The 19748-nt window shown below is 73.0% G+C and carries 22 protein-coding genes; 12 read left to right on the top strand and 10 right to left on the bottom strand.

Annotated features, from left to right (window positions below):
- Positions 1 to 67: 67 nt before the first annotated feature.
- Both OG429_RS24065 and ilvA read right to left on the bottom strand, forming a co-directional pair.
- The gene (locus OG429_RS24065; protein ID WP_328927336.1) at positions 68 to 598 is read right to left on the bottom strand and encodes a hypothetical protein; all 531 of its coding nucleotides are present in this window, start codon (positions 596 to 598) and stop codon (positions 68 to 70) included.
- Between the two features lie 118 nt (positions 599 to 716).
- The gene (gene ilvA, locus OG429_RS24060) at positions 717 to 1949 is read right to left on the bottom strand and encodes a threonine ammonia-lyase (protein ID WP_328927335.1); all 1233 of its coding nucleotides are present in this window, start codon (positions 1947 to 1949) and stop codon (positions 717 to 719) included.
- Between the two features lie 205 nt (positions 1950 to 2154).
- Here ilvA and OG429_RS24055 point away from each other — a divergent pair, with 205 nt between their 5' ends.
- From OG429_RS24055 to OG429_RS24045, 3 genes are all read left to right on the top strand, one after another.
- Positions 2155 to 2676: a MarR family winged helix-turn-helix transcriptional regulator gene (locus OG429_RS24055; protein WP_328927334.1), complete on the top strand. Its 522-nt coding sequence runs from the start codon at positions 2155 to 2157 to the stop codon at positions 2674 to 2676.
- Positions 2677 to 2757: 81 nt separating this feature from the next.
- The gene (locus OG429_RS24050; RefSeq protein WP_405678816.1) at positions 2758 to 3180 is read left to right on the top strand and encodes a sigma factor-like helix-turn-helix DNA-binding protein; all 423 of its coding nucleotides are present in this window, start codon (positions 2758 to 2760) and stop codon (positions 3178 to 3180) included.
- Positions 3177 to 3431 (top strand): hypothetical protein, encoded by a 255-nt coding sequence (locus tag OG429_RS24045; RefSeq protein ID WP_328927332.1) that lies wholly within the window; start codon positions 3177 to 3179, stop codon positions 3429 to 3431. The genes OG429_RS24050 and OG429_RS24045 overlap by 4 nt, the downstream gene beginning before the upstream one ends.
- A 97-nt stretch (positions 3432 to 3528) precedes the next feature.
- Here OG429_RS24045 and OG429_RS24040 read toward each other — a convergent pair whose 3' ends face one another.
- Positions 3529 to 4686, bottom strand: coding sequence for a cystathionine gamma-synthase (locus tag OG429_RS24040; protein WP_328927331.1), 1158 nt, complete (start codon positions 4684 to 4686; stop codon positions 3529 to 3531).
- A gap of 76 nt (positions 4687 to 4762) precedes the next feature.
- Here OG429_RS24040 and OG429_RS24035 point away from each other — a divergent pair, with 76 nt between their 5' ends.
- The 7 genes from OG429_RS24035 (at position 4763) to OG429_RS24005 (ending at position 10569) form a co-directional block, all read left to right on the top strand.
- Positions 4763 to 5869, top strand: a complete 1107-nt coding sequence (locus tag OG429_RS24035) for a hypothetical protein (RefSeq protein ID WP_328927330.1) — start codon at positions 4763 to 4765, stop codon at positions 5867 to 5869.
- Between the two features lie 217 nt (positions 5870 to 6086).
- On the top strand, positions 6087 to 7697 hold the full coding sequence (locus tag OG429_RS24030; RefSeq protein WP_328927329.1) for a M48 family metallopeptidase: 1611 nt from the start codon (positions 6087 to 6089) through the stop codon (positions 7695 to 7697).
- Between the two features lie 182 nt (positions 7698 to 7879).
- Positions 7880 to 8542 carry a peptide-methionine (S)-S-oxide reductase MsrA gene (gene msrA, locus OG429_RS24025; protein ID WP_328927328.1) on the top strand — a complete coding sequence of 221 codons (663 nt, stop codon included), beginning with the start codon at positions 7880 to 7882 and terminating at the stop codon, positions 8540 to 8542.
- A 93-nt stretch (positions 8543 to 8635) separates the two neighbouring features.
- Positions 8636 to 8989 (top strand): DUF6247 family protein, encoded by a 354-nt coding sequence (locus tag OG429_RS24020; protein ID WP_328930397.1) that lies wholly within the window; start codon positions 8636 to 8638, stop codon positions 8987 to 8989.
- Between the two features lie 68 nt (positions 8990 to 9057).
- On the top strand, positions 9058 to 9303 hold the full coding sequence (locus tag OG429_RS24015; RefSeq protein WP_405678820.1) for a hypothetical protein: 246 nt from the start codon (positions 9058 to 9060) through the stop codon (positions 9301 to 9303).
- Between the two features lie 95 nt (positions 9304 to 9398).
- Positions 9399 to 10166: an SDR family NAD(P)-dependent oxidoreductase gene (locus OG429_RS24010; protein WP_328927326.1), complete on the top strand. Its 768-nt coding sequence runs from the start codon at positions 9399 to 9401 to the stop codon at positions 10164 to 10166.
- A 25-nt stretch (positions 10167 to 10191) separates the two neighbouring features.
- Entirely contained in the window at positions 10192 to 10569 is a 378-nt protein-coding gene (locus OG429_RS24005) for a MerR family transcriptional regulator (RefSeq protein WP_328927325.1), read from the top strand.
- Here OG429_RS24005 and OG429_RS24000 read toward each other — a convergent pair.
- The gene (locus tag OG429_RS24000) at positions 10536 to 11582 is read right to left on the bottom strand and encodes an NAD(P)-dependent alcohol dehydrogenase (RefSeq protein ID WP_328927324.1); all 1047 of its coding nucleotides are present in this window, start codon (positions 11580 to 11582) and stop codon (positions 10536 to 10538) included. The genes OG429_RS24005 and OG429_RS24000 overlap by 34 nt on opposite strands.
- Positions 11583 to 11771: 189 nt before the next feature.
- Between OG429_RS24000 and OG429_RS23995 the strand changes: the two genes are divergently transcribed.
- Positions 11772 to 12683, top strand: a complete 912-nt coding sequence (locus OG429_RS23995) for a helix-turn-helix transcriptional regulator (protein WP_328927323.1) — start codon at positions 11772 to 11774, stop codon at positions 12681 to 12683.
- On the opposite strand, the gene OG429_RS23990 is transcribed toward OG429_RS23995, so the two are convergent.
- The 3 genes from OG429_RS23990 to OG429_RS23980 form a co-directional block, all read right to left on the bottom strand.
- Entirely contained in the window at positions 12673 to 13638 is a 966-nt protein-coding gene (locus tag OG429_RS23990) for a GNAT family N-acetyltransferase (protein ID WP_328927322.1), read from the bottom strand. The genes OG429_RS23995 and OG429_RS23990 overlap by 11 nt on opposite strands.
- Positions 13639 to 13789: 151 nt before the next feature.
- Entirely contained in the window at positions 13790 to 15058 is a 1269-nt protein-coding gene (locus OG429_RS23985; protein ID WP_328927321.1) for a L,D-transpeptidase, read from the bottom strand.
- A gap of 132 nt (positions 15059 to 15190) precedes the next feature.
- Entirely contained in the window at positions 15191 to 15493 is a 303-nt protein-coding gene (locus tag OG429_RS23980) for a hypothetical protein (protein ID WP_328927320.1), read from the bottom strand.
- Between the two features lie 146 nt (positions 15494 to 15639).
- On the opposite strand from OG429_RS23980, the gene OG429_RS23975 reads away from it, so the two are divergent.
- Positions 15640 to 15972 carry an LPXTG cell wall anchor domain-containing protein gene (locus OG429_RS23975; RefSeq protein WP_328927319.1) on the top strand — a complete coding sequence of 111 codons (333 nt, stop codon included), beginning with the start codon at positions 15640 to 15642 and terminating at the stop codon, positions 15970 to 15972.
- A 55-nt stretch (positions 15973 to 16027) separates the two neighbouring features.
- Here OG429_RS23975 and hutH read toward each other — a convergent pair whose 3' ends face one another.
- The 3 genes from hutH to OG429_RS23960 form a co-directional block, all read right to left on the bottom strand.
- Positions 16028 to 17569, bottom strand: a complete 1542-nt coding sequence (gene hutH / locus OG429_RS23970) for a histidine ammonia-lyase (RefSeq protein WP_328930396.1) — start codon at positions 17567 to 17569, stop codon at positions 16028 to 16030.
- Positions 17570 to 17687: 118 nt separating this feature from the next.
- A complete protein-coding gene (locus OG429_RS23965; protein WP_328927318.1) occupies positions 17688 to 18803 on the bottom strand; it encodes a GGDEF domain-containing protein in 1116 nt (371 codons plus the stop codon).
- Between the two features lie 141 nt (positions 18804 to 18944).
- On the bottom strand, positions 18945 to 19736 hold the full coding sequence (locus tag OG429_RS23960) for an enoyl-CoA hydratase/isomerase family protein (protein WP_328927317.1): 792 nt from the start codon (positions 19734 to 19736) through the stop codon (positions 18945 to 18947).
- Between the last annotated feature and the right edge of the window lie 12 nt (positions 19737 to 19748).

The following is a 19748-nucleotide window of genomic DNA, read 5'->3' as shown; positions in this document are numbered from 1 at the left end:
CGGGATTTCGCCCGGGGTTCGGCCCGGCCCGGTCGGCGCGATCGCCCGGCCGTCCCGGCCGTCCCGGTCAGCCCGTGCCGAGGTACGTGACGTTCACGGTGAGCAGGCTCTCGTTCTGGCGGAGGGTGACCCCGTCCGCCTGCTTCACACTGCCCACCAGCAGGACCCAGTCGGTCTTCTCGTAGCTGAGGGTCGCGGTGCCGACCGGGTGCGGCTGCCAGCCGAGGTGCTGCAGCTGCTCCCCGATCCTGGGCAGGGCGAACTCCGCCTGCTGGGTGGTGACGACGGCGGTCCAGTCGACCTGGCTCGGATTCTTCCTGCCGGTCGCCTCCGAGGTGGCCTTGCCCTTCGCGGGGTCGAGTCCCGCCGTACGCAGCGCCGCCCGGACCTCTCCGTCCACGGCGTCGCGGGTGAGCGGCGCGCCCGTGCTCTTGGGCGTGGGCTTCGCGGTCGGCGACGCCGCGGCCGTGGAGGCGGCCGCCGGTGCGGCGGAGGGACTCTTGGTCTCGGAGGCGGACGAGCACCCGGCCAGGGCGAGGGCCGCCGACGCGGCCAGGGCGATGACGGCCGCTGTCTGCGGTCTGACGCTTTTGTGCACCGTTGAGACTCCCACCCCATGTGAACGAGGCGGGAACTTTCACACACCCGCCTCGAATCTGCCTCGTTCTGCCCACGAGTATCAGGTATGAGGGCGGCGGGGCCTAGGGGTGAATCCGTTAGCTCATCACTTTGTAACCAGCGCTGTGCAGCGACCTGGCGACCTCCGTGCAGTGCTCGGGGCCCTTCGTCTCCAGGTGCAGCTCCACCTCCACCTCGGTGAGCCCGAGCCGCGGGTCGGTCCGTACGTGGCTCACGTCCAGCACGTTCGCGTCCACCACGGACAGCACGCCCAGGAGCCCGGCCAGGGCTCCCGGCCGGTCGGCCACCCGCAGCCGCAGCGACAGGTAGCGGCCGGCCGCCGCCATGCCGTGGCGCAGGATCCGCTGGAGCAGCAGCGGGTCGATGTTCCCGCCGGACAGGACGGCCACCACCGGGCCCTCGCCGTACCGTTCGGGCTCGCTGAGCAGGGCGGCGACCGGGCTGCACCCGGCCGGCTCGACGACCAGCTTGGCCCGTTCCAGGCACAGCAGCAGGGCGCTGGAGAGGGCGTCCTCGGAGACCGTGCGCACGTCGTCGAGGAGCTCGCCGATGATCTTGAAGGGGATGTCGCCGGGGCGGCCGACCTTGATGCCGTCCGCCATGGTGTTCGGGTTGTCGATCGACACCGGGTGCCCGACCTTGAGCGAGGGCGGGTACGCGGCCGCGCCGGCGGCCTGGACGCCGACGACCCGGACGTCCGGGCGCAGCGCCTTCACGGCGACCGCGATGCCGGCCGCGAGCCCGCCGCCGCCGATGCCGACGAGGATCGTGCGCACCTCGGGGCACTGCTCCAGGATCTCCAGGCCCACCGTGCCCTGGCCCGCGATGACGTCGTGGTGGTCGAAGGGGTGGATGAACACCGCCCCCGTGCGGTCCGCGTAGTCCTGGGCGGCGGCGAGGGTCTCGTCGACGACCTGTCCGTGCATGCGCACGTCGGCGCCGTACTCCTGGGTGGCGGCCACCTTGGGCAGCGGCGCCCCGTAGGGCATGAACACCGTGGAGCGGACCCCGAGGAGGGAGGAGGCCAGCGCCACGCCCTGCGCGTGGTTGCCCGCGCTGGCCGCGACGACGCCGGCGGCCCGCTGCTCGGGGCGCAGGCCGGCGATGCGCACGTACGCGCCGCGCAGTTTGAAGGATCCGGTGCGCTGGAGGTTCTCGCACTTGAGGTGCACCGGGGAGCCGGTGAGCGCGGAAAGGTGCCGGCTGCCCTCCATCGCGGTGACCCGTGAGACGCCGGAGAGCATCTTCTGAGCCCCCCGGACGTCGTCGAGGATGACCTGCGGAACGGGCTGGGGCACGCGGTAGTTCATGCCGCCAGTCTCGCAGCCCGCGCGCGGCGCGGCGCAGCACGCGGACAGGGGCGGGAGCAGGGGCGAAATCTCGCCATCCGGGACAGCAGTATTACAGCCCCGCGGACGGGCCGCACGAGTTCTCGTACGAGGCGTACGAGCCGCCGCACGGCCGCGTACTCTGTCCCCCATCCTTGTCGGACCCACGCGAAGAGAGCCCACGGCCATGCCTTCCTCCCCGGCCAATTCCGATCTGCCCGCGGCGGCCGAAGCGCCCGCCGGAGCCGGTCTCCTCGACGCGCTCCAGCACCAGGTGGCGGTCTTCGCCCGCCGTGCCGAGCAGACCCGCCTGGGTGGTGTCGGCCAGGCCCGCAACTCGATGGACCGCGCCGCCTACCTGCTGCTGAACCGGCTCGACCTGGAGGGGCCGATGGGCGTCAAGGCGCTCGCCTGCGGCATGGGCATCGACTCGTCCACGGTCACCCGGCAAGTCGCGCCGCTCGTCGACAGCGGTCTGGTCAAGCGGACTTCGCACCCCGAGGACGGGCGCGCCGTGGTGCTCGCGCTGTCCCCGCGGGGGCTGGCGCGGCTGGAGGAGGTCCGCTCCTCGCGGCGCGAGCTGATGGCGCGCGTGACGGAGGGCTGGAACGAACACGAGCGCGAGTCCTTCACGCAGTTGCTGACGCGTTTCAACCTGTCGCTGTCGGATCTGATGGCGGCCGTCGCCGAGGCCGGTCCGGCGTCCTGAGCAGGGGCTGCGGGGCGGCCGTGAGGTGCCTGCGTCCGACCTCTTGACCAGGGTGGTCCCGCTGCCCGCACTATGTGGGCTATGCGGGCGGTTGACCAACGGAAGGACCCCTACGCGGAGTTCGAGGCATTCGTCGCGGGCGCGGCGGGGCGGCTGCTCCATGTCGCGCTGCTGCTGACCGGCGAGCCGGAGGCCGCCCGCCGACTGCTGGCGGGTGCGCTGGCCCGCACGTACGCGAACTGGCGGCGCCTGCGCGGGGACGATCCGTACGACTTCACCCGCCAGGAGCTGTGCGCCGCCTTCGCCCGCACCGGCTGGCGGCACCACGGCGGCGCGGGCGTACTGGCCCGGCTGAGCCCGCTGGAGCGGCTCGTCCTCGTCCTGCGGATCTACGAGGGGGTCGCGGAGGAGGTCACGGCCGCGCAGCTGGGGCTGTCGACCGACCGGGTACGGGTGCTGTGCAGCCGGGCCGTCGTGGCGCTGCGGTCCCGGGAGGCGGCGTGAGCGGCACCGCGGACCGCAGACAGGACCAGGTCAGGCGGCTCATGGAGGGCCCGTATCCGGTGGTGCCGGCCGGGCTGGCGGCTGGCGCGGCGGCCCGCGGCGACCGCCTGCTGCGCCGTCGCCGGGCGCTTCGCCGGTTCTGCTGGGCGGTGCTCTTCGCGGCGGCGGTGGCCTTCACGGTCTGGGCCTCCCTGACCCGTCCCTGGGCCACACCCCCGGCGGGCGTCTCGCCTCCGCTGGAGGGCTGGTAGCCCGCTGCGGCGCCGCGCCGCCGCCAGGGGCCCGCCCCGGCAGCGGCGGCGAGACCCCCTGCCGGGCCCGGGCGGGGCCCGGCAGGGGATGCGGGGTCTAGCCCAGGGCCTGGGTCAGGTCCGCCAGGAGGTCGTCGGCGTTCTCGATGCCCACCGACAGGCGGACCAGGTCCGCCGGGACCTCCAGGGCCGAGCCCGCCACCGACGCGTGCGTCATGCGGCCCGGGTGTTCGATCAGGGATTCGACGCCGCCGAGGGACTCGGCCAGGGTGAAGATCTTGGTGCGGGCGCAGACCGCGACGGCCTCCTCCTCGCCGCCGGTGACTTGGAAGGAGATCATTCCGCCGAAGTTGCGCATCTGCTTGGCGGCGATCTCGTGGCCCGGGTGCTCGGGCAGGCCCGGGTAGAGGACCTTGTGCACCTTGGGGTGGCGGGTCAGCATGTCGGCGACCTTCGCCGCGTTCTCCGCATGCCGGTCCATGCGGACGGCCAGCGTCTTGATGCCGCGCAGCACGATCCACGAGTCGAAGGGCCCGGCCACCGCGCCCATGGCGTTCTGGTGGTAGGCCAGCTCATCGCCCAGCGCCGCGTCAGCGGTGATCAGCGCACCGCCGACCACGTCGGAGTGGCCGCCCATGTACTTGGTCAGCGAGTGCACGACCACGTCCGCGCCGAGCGCGAGGGGCTGCTGGAGGTAGGGCGAGGCAAAGGTGTTGTCCACGACCAGCTTGGCGCCGACCGACCGCGCGATGTCGGCGACGACCGCGATGTCGGTGATGCCGAGCAGCGGGTTGGAAGGGGTCTCGACCCAGATGACCTTGGTCTTCGGGGTGAGGGCGGCGCGGACGGAGTCCGGGTCGGAGGTGTCGGCGACCGACCACTCCACGCCCCAGCGGGAGACGACCTTCGCGAAGAGGCGGAAGGTGCCGCCGTACGCGTCGTTCGGGATGACCACGTGGTCGCCCGGGGCGAGCAGCGTACGCAGCAGGCAGTCCTCGGCGGCGAGCCCGGACGCGAAGGCGAGCCCGCGCCGGCCGCCCTCCAGCGCCGCGAGGTTCTCCTCCAGCGCGGTGCGGGTCGGGTTCGCGCTGCGGCTGTACTCGTAGCCGCCGCGCAGTCCGCCGACGCCGTCCTGCTTGTACGTGGACACCTGGTAGATCGGGGGTACGACCGCGCCGGTCAGCGGGTCCGCCGTGTTGCCCGCGTGGATCGCGCGGGTCTCGAAGCTCTGGTGCTCATGGCTGTCATCGCTCATGGGCAGAGCCTAAGCCCCGCCCGGGGTCCGCATCCCTATTGGCCTGCTGCCCACCTGGTCTGGTTCGCTTGGAGGCATGGAGATTCTGTGGTTCGTGTTCGCGATGCTCATGATCGTGTTCGTGCTCGGCCCGTACATACGGCGCAGGCGCGGCGGGGTCCGCCTGGTCGCGCCGGGCAGCCCCGACGCCGCCGACCCCGCGAACTACGGATTCGACCGGCAGGAGGACCTGGACATCCGGGTTCCCGGACCCGACCGGGATCTGATGGACGCCCTCGACAACGTGCGCCGCACCAGCCGGTGGCAGGCGGCATCGCAGCTGCTCGCCGGGACCCCGCAGGAGGGCGAGCTGCGCTGGCAGCGCGTGCAGGCCTTCGGCGGGGCGGCGGCGCTGGAGCTGGTGCAGCAGCCGGGTGTGGGCGCGCAATGGCTGAAGGCGTGGCGGCTGGAGGCGGACGAGGACGCGGGCGGCGCGCAGGTGCACGCGGAGCTGCTGGTGCAGCAGGCGTGGCGGCACTCGGGCGGGGTCGGTTCCGAGGACCACCGCATCATCCTGGAGGAGGCACGGGAGGGGTGCCGCAGGGCGGCGCTGCTGGCGCCCGGCGACCCGGTGCCGTACATCACGGAGCTGGCGATCGCACGGGGCCTCGCCTACCCGGAGGCGGAGTTCGACGCGCTGTGGGCGAACGTGATCGACCGGGCGCCGGCGCACATGGGCGCGCATCTTGCGGCCCTGCACTACCTGTGCGGGAAGTGGCACGGCTCGCGGGAGAAGGCCGACGCGTTCGCGCACGCGGCCGCGGCGCGTGCCCCGCAGGGCTCGCTGCTGGCGGCGCTGCCGATGTTCTCGCTGTACGAGAACCTGCCGGACGTGGTGCTGGTGGGGAGCTTCTACCAGAGCGCCGCCGTGACGCGGGCGGTGGAGGGCGCGCTGTACGCGGTGCACACGGCGCGGCAGGACGACCCGATGCTGGCGCACGTACGGCACCTGCTGCTGCTGTTCCTGGTCAACATGGAGCGCTGGGCGGAGGCGATGGAGCAGGTGCGGCACGTGGACGGCTACGTGGGCGCCCTGCCGTGGTCGGCGTCGCAGGACCCGGCGGCGCAGTACGCGGTGTACCGGGCGCTGGCGGTGGCGGGGTACGAGGCGAACGGCGGCTCCCCGGCGACGCTGCCGAACTGACGGGGCGCGGGCGGGGGTTTCGACCCCCCCCCCGGGCCCCCGCCCCGAGCCCCCCTCCCCCAGCACACAGGCACCCTTCACCAGCGGAAACCACCGGCGGGAACCACCGGCCAATAAAGTTGCCGTAAGTGACCACCGGGCCGCATGATGCGGCGGTGGCGGCCGTCCCCGGCCTCGTGCACCGCACCGCTTTCATCCCGTGGGGGGATCTGTCCATATGGGCGCTTCACTGCGCGCCGTGCGCGCGCTCGTCCTGCTCGCCGGCTTCTATCTGCTCGGCGTCTTCCTGCTCGCCGCGCTCGCGGGGGTCGACTACGCCGCCTTGTCCTTCGGCCACGGCGGCGGGCTCGCCGCCAAGATCATCATCTTCTCGGTCGTCCTCGCGATCCCGATCGTGCGCGGCCTGTTCATGCTGCGCACTCCCAAGGAGGAGCCGCCGGCCGGCGTCCCCCTCACCGTCACCGAGGCCCAGGAGCCCGCGCTGTGGGAGGCCGTGCGCGACATCGCCCGGCAGGTCGGCACCCGCGCGCCCGACGAGATCGTGCTGATCGAGGCGGTGAACGCGGCCGTCAGCGAGGACTCCTCGCTGCTGGGCCTGCGTCCCGGTACCCGCCGCCTCTACCTCGGCCTGCCGCTGATGACGGGCCTGGACGAGATGCAGCTGCGCGCCGTACTCGCCCACGAGATGGGCCACTACGCCAACTTCGACACCCGCCTCACCCCGCTGATCGCCCGCGGCCGCGCCCAACTGATCCGCACCATCGCCCACTTCCACGAGCGCTCCGACAACAAGCAAGCCAAGGAGCGCGAGAGGCAGGAGAGGCACGCCGCCAAGCGGAGGGCCAAGGGCAAGAGGGCCACGATGGTCGACACCCCGGGCCTGGGTGCGACGTACCGCGGCATGGCCAAGATCTACACGGCGTACGGCAACTTCTACCTGCGTGCCACCCTCACCACCTCCCGCCGCCAGGAGCTCGCCGCCGACCTGGCCTCGGTCCAGGTCGCCGGCCGCGACGCCACCGCGTCCGCGCTGCGCGAGCTGAACGCCCTCGACTCGGCGCACGACTTCTACATGAGCTCGTACGCCACCCTCGGCGTCGGCGCCGGACTGCTGCCCCGCCCCGGCCAGGTCTTCGGCGGTCTGCGCCAGCTCCTGGACGCCCGCTCGGACGAGCTGGAGAAGCTGCGCCGGGAACTGTCGACCGAGCCCGCCTCCCCGTACGACTCCCACCCCGCGCTCGCCGAGCGCGTGGCCCGCATCGAGGCCCTGCCCGACGACGGCCGCGGCGGTCAGACCGCCCACCCCGCACTGGAGCTGCTGGCCGACGCGGACGCGGCGCTGGCCGCGCTGGAGCAGGCCGTCCTCAGCCCGCAGGCGCTCGCCCTCAAGCGGGTGGACTGGGAGGACCTGGTCCACGAGTCGATGACCCAGTACGTCGCCCGGGGCGCGGAGGAGGTCCGCGAGGCCCTCACCGCCGAGGGCGCGGGCCCGGAACTGGCCGCCCTGCTGGACGCGATCGACGCCGACCCGGCGGTGCGCTGGCGGATCGCCGACCGCCTGCCGCCGAAGTCCGAGCAGGCGGCCGCCGCCACGGGCCGCGCGGCGCGCGAGTTCGCCCGCCCGGTCGTCCGGCGCGCCCTCGGCCAGCTGGTCACCGCCGAGCTGACGGCGCGCGGCGCCGCCCGCTGGCAGCTGTCGTGGTCCGAGTCGGCCACCCTGCGCTACCCGTCCGACGGCTTCGAGGACCAGCTCGGCCTGGCCCTGGACGCGGCCGTCGCCGACCAGCCCGACACCGAATCCCTGCGAAAGCTGGTGCTCGCCCCGTGATCGGCGGACAGCAAGGCCCGCTACCTGCAGGCGCGGGACTACTGCGTGCGCCAGGTGACGCGGAACGCGTGAGCCGCCCGCACGGGGACCTTACGGAAGTGTGACGCGGAGCGGGGCGGGGGCGGGCCGGGGAATCCCGGCCCGCCCCCGCCCGTTGTCATCGGTGACAAGGAGGGAACCCCATGTTCTCGTACCGCCGTACGCCCGAGCTCCCCACCCGCGAGGAGGCCCTGACCGGCCGCGCGGAGCCTCTCTTCGGCCTGCCCGAGAAGCACACCGTGCTGGGCAACCCGCTGGCCGGCCCGTATCCCGCGCACCTCGAAGTGGCCGACTTCGGCCTGGGCTGTTTCTGGGGCGCGGAGCGCAAGTTCTGGCAGACCCCCGGAGTGTGGACCACCCTGGCCGGTTACCAGGGCGGCTACACGGAGAACCCGACCTACGAGGAGGTCTGCTCGGGCCTGACCGGCCACACCGAGGTCGTCCGCGTGGTCTTCGACCCGTCCCTGGTGTCGTACGAGACCCTGCTGAAGCTGTTCTGGGAGTCGCACGACCCCACGCAGGGCTTCCGCCAGGGCAACGACGTCGGCACCCAGTACCGCTCGTCGGTCTACACCCACTCCCCCGCCCAGCAGGCGACGGCCGAGGCCTCCCGCACGGCCTACCAGCGCGTCCTCACCGCCTCGGGCCACGGCGAGATCACCACGGCCGTCCTCCCGGCATCGGACCGCCCCTTCTGGCCTGCGGAAGCCCATCACCAGCAGTACCTGGACAAGAACCCCGGCGGGTACTGCGGCATCGGCGGCACGGGCGTCTCCTGCCCGATCGGTGTGGCACCGGCGGAGTAACGAACCGTTTGACTCACCCTTTCGGGTGGGGGGCCGCGCATTGAGCTGGGTACGCTGGCGGCGGGGCCCAGGATCTCGCCCATGGGAGCAACCGTGACCACGTCCGCCGCCGGGCAGCCGCTCATCCCGCAGCCGCCGTCCACCGTGACAGCGCTGCGGCAGGCCGTCGCCCAGGTCTCCCCGGCGGCGCTGCCCGCTTTCACCCGCGAGCTGGACCTGGCGGCGGACCAGTCCCGGCACAGCTCCGACCTGGCCCCGTTGCAGCGGTTCATCGCCCAGTGGGCGGCATATGTCCACGTCCAGCGCCAACCGCGGCTCGCCGAGGAGCTGCGGCGCTGGGAGGACACTGCTGCTACGGGCGACGCCTCGCAGGCCCGGCGGGCCGCCGCCGAGATCGGCAGAATCCTCGACACGGCCCACGCCGCTCTCGCCGCCCACCGGCCGTGAGCCACGACTGGCGCTGGGAGTACGACCCCGATCACGCTCACGTTGCCGGCGGTATTCCCGTCCATGTCGTGGCCGAGGTCGAGCGACTGGCGGGACTGGTCCGTCCCGACGGCCGGGTCACGGTGACCGACTTCGGCATCGCCCGCTCCGCGGCCGGGCCCAGGCTCACCGCCTCGCACGCGATGCTCGGGACCGCGTATTACATCAAGGACTACGCGGGCCAGAACTGCCTGACCGACAACGGCCCGGGCAAGGAGCTGGCCGTCACCACGTGCACTCCGGGGATCAAGACCCAGCAGTGGTACGTCCCTTAGCCCTCCCTGGCCCCATTCGTACAGCGGGTGCGGCGGGCACTGCCCGCCCGCCCCGCTTGACCTTGCCACTGGCGGCAGGGTTGTCCACTCTCTCCATGGACACCACGGACACCAGCGTCACCACCCCACGCGTCATCCTCGTCACCGGCGCCGGCACCGGCATCGGCCGGGCCACCGCCCGGGCCTTCGCCTCCGGCGGCGACCTCGTGGTCGCCGTGGGCCGGCGGCCCGAGCCGCTCGCCGGGGCGGCCGAAGGCCATCCCGGCATCCATCCCCTGACCGGCGACGTGACCGCCCCCGGCGGCCCGGAGCGGATCGTCCGGGCCGTCCTGGACGCCCACGGCAGGCTCGACGTGATCGTGAACAACGCCGGGATCGTGCGCAGCGGCCCGCTCGGCGGCCTGGCCGCCCAGGACATCGCAGACCAGCTGGCCACCAATCTGGTCGCGCCGGTACTCCTCACCCAGGCCGCCCTCCCCGCCCTGGAGGCCGCCCCGGCCGGGGTCGTCGTCAACGTCACCACCGCCATCGGGCAGCGCGGCTGGCCCGGCAACTCCCTCTACGCCGCCGGCAAGGCCGCCCTCGACACCCTCACCCGCAGCTGGGCCGTGGAGCTCGCGCCGCGCGGCATCCGGGTCGTGGCGGTCGCACCGGGCGCGGTGGACACACCGATCGCCGAGCACCAGGGGCTGAGCTCCGAGCGGGCCGGGCAGGTGCGGGCGTGGCAGGTGGCCCGTACTCCGCTGGGGCGGGTGGGCCGGCCGGAGGAGGTCGCCTGGGCGGTGTGCCGGCTCGCGGACCCGGCGGCGTCGTTCGTGACCGGGGCCGTACTCCCCGTCGACGGGGGCGCGTTGGTGGCGTAGCGCCCGCCTTGGCACCATGACCCCCATGCTGATCGGGGAACTCGCCGAAGCCACCGGGACCACCCCGCGCGCCCTGCGCCACTACGAGCAGGCCGGGCTGATCTCCTCCGAGCGGGCGCCGAACGGCTACCGGGTCTACGGCGAGCAGGCCGCCGTACGGGTCCGCAACATCCGGGCGCTGCTGGAGGCGGGTCTCACGCTGGCCGACGTGCACGTGTTCCTGCCGTGCCTGGACGGCGACGTGGCCGCCGGGCCGCCGTCCCCGAAGGGGCTGGCGGTGGCCCGGGAGCGGCTCGCCGTCCTGGAGGCCCGGATCGCCGCACAGACCGAGGCCCGCGACCGGCTCCGTACGGCGCTGGGCCGGTCCGGTCAGATCGTCGAGGCGTCGATCACGAAGCGGTAGCGGACGTCGCTGCCCAGGACCCGCTCGTACGCCTCGTTGATCTGCTCGGCGCGGATCAGCTCGATCTCCGAGCCCAGCCCGTGCTCGGCGCAGAAGTCCAGCATCTCCTGGGTCTCGGCGATCCCGCCGATCATCGATCCGGCGAGGGTCTTGCGGCCGCCGATGACGGAGAAGAGGTTCAGCTCGACCGGCTCCTCCGGGGCGCCGACGTTCACCAGCGCGCCGTCGACCTTCAGCAGCGCGAGGTACCGGTCCAGGCCGAGCGGCGCCGACACGGTGGACAGGATCAGGTCGAAGCTGCCGGCCAGCTCCTCGAAGGTGGTCTCGTCGTCGGTGGCGTAGTAGTGGGAGGCGCCCAGCTTCAGACCGTCCTCCTTCTTGCGCAGGGACTGGGACAGGACGGTCACTTCCGCGCCCAGGGCCGCCGCGATCTTCACGCCCATGTGACCGAGTCCGCCGAGGCCGACGATCGCGACCTTCTTGCCGGGGCCCGCCTGCCAGTGCATCAGCGGCGAGTAGAGGGTGATGCCGGCGCAGAGCAGCGGGGCGGCGACGTCGAGGGCGAGGCCGTCGGGGATGCGGACGGCGTAGTTCTCGTCGACGACGAGGTGGGTGGAGTAACCGCCGTACGTGGGCTCGCCGTTCTTGTCGAGCGCGTTGTACGTGCCGGTCGTGCCGTTGGCGCAGAACTGCTCCTGCCCGCGCAGGCAGTACTCGCACTCACGGCAGGAGTCGACGAAGCAGCCGACGCCCACCCGGTCCCCGGCCGCGAACCTGGTGACGCCCGGGCCGACCTGGGTGACGACCCCGGCTATCTCGTGCCCGGGGACCATCGGGTAGATGCCCTCGCCCCAGCCGTCGCGGGCCTGGTGGATGTCGGAGTGGCAGATGCCGGCGTACTTGATGTCGATGAGGACGTCGTGCTCGCCGACGGCGCGGCGGGGGACGGTGATGCGCTCCAGCGGGGCCTTGGGGGCGGGGGCGGCGTAGGCGGCGACCTGGGTGACGGACATGGGTGCTCCTCGGCGGGTGACGCTGGCGGTGTGCCGCCGCAGCCCTGTGCGCTGCGGCGACGGGCTCCAGCCTGCGCTGCCGCCGCGAACCCACCCAGCCCCCTGTCCAGCCTAGGACCGGCAAACCTACCCTTGGCGGGGTCAGGCTCAGGACCGCGCCGCGGCCGGCCGGGCGGGGATACTGGCCGTATGGACCAGCTTGACCAGCGCACCGAGCTCGGCGAGTTCCTTCGCTCCCGCCGTGCCCGGCTGCGCCCCGAGGACGTGGGCCTGCCCGACTACGGGCGCCGCCGGCGTGTGCCCGGGCTGCGCCGCGAGGAACTGGCGCAACTGGCGGGGGTGTCGGTCGCGTACTACACGCGCCTGGAGCAGGGCGGCGGGACCAACGTGTCGGCGGAGGTCCTCGACGCGATCGCGCGGGCGCTGCGCCTGGACGGTTCGGAGCAGGCGCACCTGATGCACCTGGCCCGCCCGAAGGCGCGCAGGCGCCGCCAGAGTCATCGCCCGCAGCAGGTCCGGCCCGAGCTGCGGACGCTGATGGACGCGATGGAGGGCGTACCGGCGTACCTCGTGGGGCACCGGCAGGACGTCATCGGCTGGAACCGGCTGGCGGCGGCGGTCTTCGGGGACTTCGGGAGGCTGCCGGCGGCGGAGCGGAACCTGGTGCGGCTGGTGTTCCTGGACCCGGCGACGGCGGAGCTGTACGCGGACTGGGAGTGCCGGGCGTGCGAGGTGGTGAGCAACCTGCGGATGTATGCCGGCCAGAACCCGGACGACGAGCAGCTGTCGGCGCTGGTCGGGGAGTTGTCGGTGAAGGACGAGGAGTTCCGGCGGCTCTGGGCGGCGCACACGGTGGCGGACAAGACGCACGGGGTGAAGCGGCTGCGGCATCCGCTGGTGGGTGAGATGCACCTGGCCTTCGAGACGCTGAGGCTCCCGGACGATCCGGCGCAGTCCCTGGTCACCTTCCACGCGGCGCCGGGCTCCCCGTCCGCGGACGCGCTGCGCCTGCTGACGTCGTGGTCGGCCCCGTCGGCCCCGTCCGTGCCGTCCGTCCCCTCGGACGGGGCCGAGGGGCGCGATCCGGCGGCTACAGCTTGAGCTGGAAGTACGCCGCGCCGCGTTCTTGGCGGTAGCCCAGTGCCTCGTTCACCGCGCGCATGGGTGCGTTCTCGTCGGCCACCGTCGTGGCGATCTGCCGCAGAGCGGGATACCGCTGCCCGGCGAGCTCCAGCATCCGCCGCTTCACCGCGCGGCCGAGGCCGTGGCCGCGGTGGGCGGGGACGACGACCGTGTCGTACTGGAGGGCCCGCGGGCCGCCCGGGTCCGGCAGGACGAGCTCCGTGTACGCCGCCACCTCGCCGGCCTCGGTGACCGCCGCGACCGTGGTCAGCTCGCCGCCCCGGTCAAGGATCAGCCGCTGCGCCGCGTGGAGCCGCTGCGCCGTCCAGGGCTCGATGTTCTCGTCCATGTCCCCCGTGGGCGCGTCCTCCATCGCCCCGTGGGCCGTGGCCACCGGCGCTGCCCACTCGTCGGCCACCAGTCCGTGCCAGGCCCGCAGTTCGTATCCCGGTACGGCCGGTTCCCCGGCCTGCCGCGGCTGCCGCCGCGGCACTTCCTGTACGTACCAGGCCATGGGCAGCACGCATGCGAACCCGAGCGACTCGGCGAACGCCTGGCCCGGGCCTCCCAGGTCGACCATCGTCGCGACGGAGGTCCGCCCCTGCGCCAGCAGTTCCTCCCTGACCCGCTGCCACAGGGCGGTGCCGATCCCCCGCCGCCGCGCCTCGGGACGTACCGCGAGCACGTCGAGGTACGCGGTGTGCCGGTTGGCCTCGTCCGTGAACAGGAGCAGGGCCGCCACTCCCTCGCCCCCGTCCGCCGCCCACAGCGCGGCGCGTCCGCGTTGCGGCGCCACGCACAGCCGCCCGGCGACCTCCACCCGGGAGGGCGGCGCCAGGTGCGGCAGGTCGGCGGCCCCGGCGGCGGCCAGTACCCCCAGCCAGCCGTCGACTTCGGCGGCGGCCGGGGGCAGGGTGAGGGATCGGATCGTCATGCCCCCGACCCTAGGCCGGCGGTTCGGCCGCGCTCAGGGGTTTTCGTGAGGTGGCCTCGTCGCGCACGGACCCGGTCCGAAAAGGCGGACGGCGGGAACCCCGTGGGGTTCCCGCCGTCCGCCCGGATGCGCCGTGCCGTCAGGGGCTCCGTCAGGAGGCCGCGCCGGCCTTCCACTCCGCCCAGCTCATGTTCCAGCCGTTGAGGCCGTTGTCCGGCTTGATGGTCTTGTCCGGGGAGTTCACCACGGTGACCACGTCGCCGATGAGCGAGTTGTCGAAGAACCAGGCGGCCGGCTGGTTCGGGTCACCCGCGCCCTTGGCGTCGTTCAGGCCGACACAGCCGTGGCTGGTGTTCGCGCTGCCGAAGACCGAGTCCGCACCCCAGTAGTTGCCGTGGATGAAGGTGCCGGACTGGGACAGGCGCATGGCGTGCGGGACATCCTTGATGTCGTACTCGCCCTTCCCCTCGTCGTTCTTGAAACCGACGGTCGAACCGTCCATCCGGGTCTCCTTGAACTTCTCGGAGATCACCATCTGGCCGTTGTAGGTCGGGTTCTCCGGCGAGCCCGCCGAGATCGGGATGGTCTTGAGGACCGCGCCGTCCCGGGTGACCGTCATCTTCTTGGTCTTCGTGTCGACCGTGGAGACCTGGCTGCGGCCGATCTTGAAGGTGACGGTCTTGTTCTGGACGCCCTGGACGCCGGGGGCGCCCTGGACGCCCTCCAGCGCCAGCTTCATCGTGACGGTGGAGTTCGCCTGCCAGTACTGCTCCGGCCGGAAGTCCAGGCGCTGCGCGCCGAACCAGTGGCCGACGACTTCCTGGCCGCTGCTGGAGGTGACCGTGATCGCCGCCTGGACCGCCTTCTGGTCCTTGATCGGCTTGTTGAAGGTGATCGAGACCGGCATGCCCACGCCGACCGTCTGGCCGTCGTCCGGGATGAACGAGCCGACGAAGCTGTTCTCCGGGGAGACGGTGGTGAAGGAGGCGTTCTCGTGCGCCTCCTTGCCGTCGGCGTCCTTCGCGGTCGCCGACAGGGCGTACTTCGTGGAGCGCTTCAGCGCGGCGTCCGGCTTCCAGCTCTTGCCGTCCGCGGCGATCTTGCCCGTCACGGCCGCGCCCTCGCTGGTCTTCAGCTCCACCTGCGTCAGGGTGCCGTCGGCGACGGCGACGTTCGTCGCGTCGTTGAGGCCGACATTGGTGGCGCCGTCCTTCGGCGTGATGGTTATTCGGGCCTTGGAGGCGTCCTTGGCCGCCGCCGCGTCGACATCCGCCTGGGACTTGCTGCTGTCGCCGCTGCCCTTCGGTTCGCCGCCCCCGTCATTGCAGGCCGAGAGCATCAGTACACCGCCGAGCACGGCGGATACGGCCACCAGGGACCTTCTCCGCCGCTTGCTGTCCGTCCTCACACGCCACTCCATCGTTGCCGGAACCCCCGGAGCTGCCGTCCCGGGGTTGGCCGGGCAGGGGGAAACACCCCCTGCCTCGCCATGACAACGCGATAACGGAGCGGTTCGGTTCCACATTCCGTTGGGATGTGGGCCACCACACGGTCAGGCGTTGTCGGTCTCTTCGTCGAAGTCCCCATCTTCCTCGCCCATGTCCCACTCCATGGACTCGGGGTCGTATTCGACGGGCTCGCTGCTCCAGGAGGCCTGGGCGAGCTCCACGCCGGGGATCTCCAGGACCAGGTCGGTGGGGTCGACCAGGTAGGCCAGGGCCTCCGATTCGTCCTCCCTGACGGCGGACTCGGCGTGGCCGCGCTCCTCGTCCGGCATGAACTCGTCGGCCTCGATGTGCGCGAGCGCGGCTCCGGTCAGTGCCTGCGGGTCCGGCACCTCAAGTACCAAATCCACCCGAAGGCGTACGTATCGTGATGTCTCTGAAGAGTTCATACGACGGAGAGTAAGCCCGCGGAAGCCCTGACTTTCCCACGACCCGCCCCTTTCCGTAGCATCACCGCACACGGCCAATTCGCTGCTGCCACAAGGGGGATCGCACCGTGTCCGCACGTCGACCGCTGCTCACCGCTCTCGGAGCGACAACCCTCCTCGCCGCCCTCTGGTTCGTACCATCGGCCAACGCCACCGCACCGGAGCAGGCACCAGGCCGCTCCGGCGCGCCCTCGTCCGCGAACACGGACCGGACGACGACCCTGACGGCCGACCTGACGGCGGCGGGGCCGGACGCGCCGCCGGACGCCCGTCCGGCGGCCGTCGTGCTCGCCGACACCGGCTCCGCCGACACCACCCCGTACCTCCTGGGCGGCACGCTCTTCCTCGGCGTCGGCGCCGGCTTCGTGGCCTTCTCCGTACGCCGCTCCCGCACTGCGTGAACGGCGAAGGGCCGCCCCCACCGGGGGCGGCCCTTCGCTGCGCGTGCGGACGGTGTCAGGCGAGCGGTCCCGTCACGCCTTCCACCGCGTCGACGAGGCCTCCCATACGGATGAACTCGTCGGCGGCGGCCAGGTCAGGGGCGAGGAAACGGTCCGGCCCGGGACCCTGCACGCCCGCCGCCCGGGCGGCCGCGATCGCGGCCCGGCTGGCCGGGGCGGGGGTGAGACCGTGGCGCAGCTCGATGGCGCGGGTCGCCGCGTACATCTCGATGGCGATGATCCGGGTCAGGTTGTCGACGGCGGTACGGAGCTTGCGCGCGGCCGACCACCCCATGGAGACGTGGTCCTCCTGCATCGCGGAGGAGGGGATCGAGTCGGCGGAGGCCGGCACCGCGAGCCGCTTCATCTCGCTGACCAGCGCGGCCTGCGTGTACTGGGCGATCATCAGCCCGGAGTCGACGCCGGCGTCGTCCGCGAGGAACGGCGGCAGGCCGTGCGAGCGGTTCTTGTCGAGCAGCCGGTCGGTGCGCCGCTCGGCGATGGAGCCGAGGTCGGCGGCCGCGATGGCCAGGAAGTCCAGGACGTACGCGACCGGGGCCCCGTGGAAGTTGCCGTTGGACTCGACGCGCCCGTCGGGCAGGACCACCGGGTTGTCCACGGCGGCGGCGAGCTCGCGGGAGGCCACCAGGGCGGCGTGCGCCATGGTGTCGCGGCCCGCGCCGGCGACCTGCGGGGCGCAGCGCACGGAGTAGGCGTCCTGCACGCGCGGGGCGGTCTCCTCCTGGTAGTGGCGGACGAGCCCGGAGTCCTTCAGGACGGCGGCCATGTTCGCCGCGGAGGCGCCCTGCCCCGGGTGCGGGCGGATGGCGTGCAGCTCGGGCTGGAGCACCTTCTCCGTACCGAGCAGCGCCTCCAGCGTCAGCGCGGCGGTGATGTCGGCGGCGGTGTAGAGCTTGCCGAGGTCGGCGAGGGCCATGACCAGCATGCCGAGCATGCCGTCGGTGCCGTTGAGGAGGGCCAGGCCCTCCTTCTCGCGGAGCTCGACGGGCTCGATGCCGGCCTCGGCGAGCAGCTCCCCGGCGGGGCGGACGGTTCCGTCCGGGCCCTCGGCGTCGCCCTCGCCCATGAGCGCGAGCGCGCAGTGGGACAGCGGTGCGAGGTCGCCGGAGCAGCCGAGGGAGCCGTACTCGTGGACGACGGGGGTGATCCCGGCGTTGAGCACGTCGACCATGGTCTGGGCGACGGAGGGCCGTACGCCGGTGTGCCCGGAGGCGACGGTCTTGAGCCGGAGGAACATCAGCGCGCGGACGACCTCGCGTTCCACGCGCGGACCCATGCCCGCGGCGTGCGAGCGGACGATGTTGCGCTGGAGCTGGGCGCGCAGCTCGGGGCTGATGTGCCGGGAGGCGAGGGCGCCGAATCCGGTGGACACCCCGTAGACGGGCTCGGGCTTGGCGGCGAGCGCGTCGACGATCTCCCGGGCGCGGGCGAGCGCGTCGAGGGCCTCGCCGGACAGTTCGACCCGGGCGTTGCCGCGGGCGACGGCGATGACGTCCTCAGCGGTGGTCCCGGACGTCCCCACCACGACAGTGTGCATATCCATATTCAGCACCCTACGGATTGAATCGCTACATGTCACTAGCTAGAACTGTCACGATCGCGCAGTACGAGGACCCCTTACCGTCGGCCCCGGCCGGCCACGCGCCGGGGGGCGGTCATGGACGCCCTCGGAAGCGGCGCCGCTCCCCCGGAGCCTCCTGGGCGGCCGCGTCGGCGAGGCGGACCACCGCGGTGTCCCGCCCCGCCACCACCGGCTTGGCCGAACGGGCGGCCTTCGCCTTGTACTGGGCCGCGTCGGCGAGGCGGAACAGCCGCCGGGAGGACTTGACCAGCCCGATCGGGTCCCCGGTGGAGGCCACCCCGCAGGCCACGCCCTCGCCCAGTTCCAGCTCGGCGGCCCGGGTGCACAGCTCCTCGGTGACCCGCACCACCTCGTCCGCCGTGGGACCCACCCCGACCAGGCAGAACTCGTCGCCGCCGAGGCGCGCCACCAGCGCGCCGGGCAGCATCGCCCCGCACAGGCTCAGCACCGACCCGAACCGCTCCAGCAGCCGGTCGCCCATGGCGTGGCCCTGGGTGTCGTTGACCTTCTTCAGCCCGTTCAGGTCGCAGACCACGAGGCTGACCACGACCCCCGTCCGCCGGTGCTCCTCCAGGGCCTCGTCGAGCCGCATGTCGACCGCCCGCCGGTTGGCGAGGCCGGTGAGCGGATCGGTGAAGGCCAGGCGCCGGGCCTCGGCCAGCCGCTCGTTCTGCGCGAGCCCGGCGGCGACCACGGCGGCGAGCACGGTCGCGAACTCGGCGTCGTCCTCGTCGAAGTCGGGCAGCCCCTCGTCCCGGGCCACGTACAGCTCACCCCAGGCCCGCCCGCTGAGCACGATGGGCGCGACCACGCAGGTCCCGCGCCCGCGCCGGCGCAGGGCCTCGCCGCGGTGGCCCGACCGGTCGCCGACGGCGCTCTCGACCCAGGCGTGCGGGCCGCCGCCGCCCACCCAGCGCTCGTGCAGGAACTCGGTGACCTCGGGGAAGTCGTGGACGGGATAGGACTCGTCCTCGGGGAACTCCTCCTCCCCGGTCCGCCGCTCCCCCTCGTTCACGAGCACGCGCAGGCGCCCCCGCTCGCGCTCCCACGCGGAGATCGCGGCGAAGGAGCCGTCCAGGGCCACCCGCGCGCCCCGCGCAGCCGCCCGCACACTGTCCCGCGGCGCGCACGCGGCGGCCATCGCCTGCGCGAGGCTCACCACGGCTCGCAGCCGCCCGTCGACTCCCATCACACCAGGTTAGGGAGTTTTGCCCGATTTAGTGATAGGTGGCGCGACTTTCGGTGGCGACAGGATCACTAGCGGTGACGGTGGCGGCGACGCGAAGGCGGTGCGATGGCGACGCGACGACCGCGCGGCGTCCCCGAAGGGCTACTGCCCGGGCCAGTTCGGCTTGCGCTTCTCGTTGAACGCCGCCACGCCCTCGGCCCGGTCGCCCGAGAAGGCCACCGTCCGCCAGGCCGCGTCCTCGATCTCCAGACCGGCCGCCAGGTCCATCCCGTGCCCCAGCCGCAGCGCCCGCTTGGCGGCCCGCAGCCCGACGGGGGAGTTCGCCGCCATCCGGCCGGCCAGGTCGAGGGCCTCGGCCGTGTCCGTGCCCGCCGGGACCACCGAGTCCACCAGGCCCAGGGACAGCGCCTCGGCCGCCTCCACCCGGCGCGCCGTGAAGATCAGCTCGGCGGCCCGCGCCGCACCGACCCGGCGCGGCAGCAGCTGCGTACCCCCGCCGCCGGGGATCACGCCCACCGACACCTCGGGCAGGCCGACCACCGCGGTCTCGTCGGCGACGATCACGTCGCAGGCCAGGGCCAGCTCGAAGCCGCCACCCAGCGCGAAGCCGTGCACGGCGGCGATCGTCGGCATCGGCAGCTCCAGTACGCCCCCGTACGCCCCGCGCGTGGTCGGCCGCTGCCGCACCAGCTCGGCGTCCGACAGGGAGTTGCGCTCCTTGAGGTCCGCCCCCACGCAGAACGCCCGCTCCGCGGTCGAGGTGAGCACGACCACCCGTACGGACGCGTCCGCGGCGAGCTCGGCGCAGGCCGCCCCGATGGCGCGGGCCATCTGCGTGGACACCGCGTTCATCGCCTTGGGCCGGTCCAGGACCAGCTCCGCGACCCCGCCATCGTGCCGACGTACCGCCACGAACTCAGACTCCACAGCCACAGGACCCTCCCG

This window comes from Streptomyces sp. NBC_00190 (assembly GCF_036203305.1).
In the GTDB taxonomy this organism is placed as follows: Bacteria; Actinomycetota; Actinomycetes; order Streptomycetales; family Streptomycetaceae; genus Streptomyces.
The sequence above is the reverse complement of the archived record's forward strand: the minus strand, read 5'-3'. Positions and strand labels throughout refer to the sequence as shown.

What these genes read in the sequence shown, in the direction of transcription:
- ilvA (WP_328927335.1), bottom strand. Translation starts at nt 1,949, where the DNA reads ATGAACTACCGCGTGCCCCAGCCCGTTCCGCAGGTCATCCTCGACGAC.
- OG429_RS24055 (WP_328927334.1), top strand. Translation starts at nt 2,155, where the DNA reads ATGCCTTCCTCCCCGGCCAATTCCGATCTGCCCGCGGCGGCCGAAGCG.
- OG429_RS24050 (WP_405678816.1), top strand. Translation starts at nt 2,758, where the DNA reads ATGCGGGCGGTTGACCAACGGAAGGACCCCTACGCGGAGTTCGAGGCA.
- OG429_RS24040 (WP_328927331.1), bottom strand. Translation starts at nt 4,686, where the DNA reads ATGAGCGATGACAGCCATGAGCACCAGAGCTTCGAGACCCGCGCGATC.
- OG429_RS24035 (WP_328927330.1), top strand. Translation starts at nt 4,763, where the DNA reads ATGGAGATTCTGTGGTTCGTGTTCGCGATGCTCATGATCGTGTTCGTG.
- OG429_RS24030 (WP_328927329.1), top strand. Translation starts at nt 6,087, where the DNA reads ATGGGCGCTTCACTGCGCGCCGTGCGCGCGCTCGTCCTGCTCGCCGGC.
- msrA (WP_328927328.1), top strand. Translation starts at nt 7,880, where the DNA reads ATGTTCTCGTACCGCCGTACGCCCGAGCTCCCCACCCGCGAGGAGGCC.
- OG429_RS24010 (WP_328927326.1), top strand. Translation starts at nt 9,399, where the DNA reads ATGGACACCACGGACACCAGCGTCACCACCCCACGCGTCATCCTCGTC.
- OG429_RS24005 (WP_328927325.1), top strand. Translation starts at nt 10,192, where the DNA reads ATGCTGATCGGGGAACTCGCCGAAGCCACCGGGACCACCCCGCGCGCC.
- OG429_RS24000 (WP_328927324.1), bottom strand. Translation starts at nt 11,582, where the DNA reads ATGTCCGTCACCCAGGTCGCCGCCTACGCCGCCCCCGCCCCCAAGGCC.
- OG429_RS23995 (WP_328927323.1), top strand. Translation starts at nt 11,772, where the DNA reads ATGGACCAGCTTGACCAGCGCACCGAGCTCGGCGAGTTCCTTCGCTCC.
- OG429_RS23990 (WP_328927322.1), bottom strand. Translation starts at nt 13,638, where the DNA reads ATGACGATCCGATCCCTCACCCTGCCCCCGGCCGCCGCCGAAGTCGAC.
- OG429_RS23985 (WP_328927321.1), bottom strand. Translation starts at nt 15,058, where the DNA reads ATGGAGTGGCGTGTGAGGACGGACAGCAAGCGGCGGAGAAGGTCCCTG.
- hutH (WP_328930396.1), bottom strand. Translation starts at nt 17,569, where the DNA reads ATGCACACTGTCGTGGTGGGGACGTCCGGGACCACCGCTGAGGACGTC.
- OG429_RS23965 (WP_328927318.1), bottom strand. Translation starts at nt 18,803, where the DNA reads ATGGGAGTCGACGGGCGGCTGCGAGCCGTGGTGAGCCTCGCGCAGGCG.